A 659-nucleotide genomic window follows, 5' to 3' on the forward strand; every position below is an offset into this window, starting at 1 on the left:
ATGCTCCGATCAACTTGCTGCGCGGCGGCCGCAAGTCGTAATTTGCACGGCACGCAGCGCTATTTGCTCAAAACGACCTGATGCAGTGTTCATCGAGGGCGTTTTTCGCCCGGTTTTCCATGTTAAGCGCGCAACTCGCCCATACCCATCAGTTGTTTTCGAGCCATCCACAGGTTCGACAGGGCGAACAATGTGGTCAACTGAGCCGTGTTTTTCATCAGCCCACGAAAGCGCACTTTCACGTACCCAAATTGGCATTTGATCACCCGAAACGGATGTTCGACCTTGGCCCGTGTCTGGGCTTTGCAGTACTCAATCTTGCGCTTGGCCTTGTAGAGCACGCTGCGTTTATTCAACTTGGAATAGGTGCTGCGGCGCGCCGCGATTTGCCAGATCACTTCACGATTTTCATGCTCTTCACGCTTCTCAACGCCGGTGTATCCGGCGTCTGCATACACTGCATTTTCTTCGCCATGCAAAAGCTCGGCGACCTGTGTGACATCGGCGACGTTGGCGGCGGTGCCGTGGACGTGATGAACCAAGCCGGACTCGACATCAGCGCCAATATGGGCCTTCATTCCGAAGAAATACTGGTTACCTTTTTTGGTCTGATGCATCTCGGGGTCGCGCTTTCCCTCTTCGTTTTTAGTCGAACTGGG

1 protein-coding gene is annotated in these 659 nt (G+C 53.9%); it reads right to left on the reverse strand.

All coding sequences use genetic code 11. From position 1 onward, the window contains the following. Positions 1–122 precede the first annotated feature (122 nt). A partial coding sequence (locus DYL61_RS31180; protein WP_135311577.1) for an IS5 family transposase occupies positions 123–659 on the reverse strand: 537 nt, incomplete at its 5' end.

It is taken from the genome of Pseudomonas nabeulensis (genome assembly GCF_004682045.1).
In the GTDB taxonomy this organism is placed as follows: Bacteria; Pseudomonadota; Gammaproteobacteria; order Pseudomonadales; family Pseudomonadaceae; genus Aquipseudomonas; species Aquipseudomonas nabeulensis.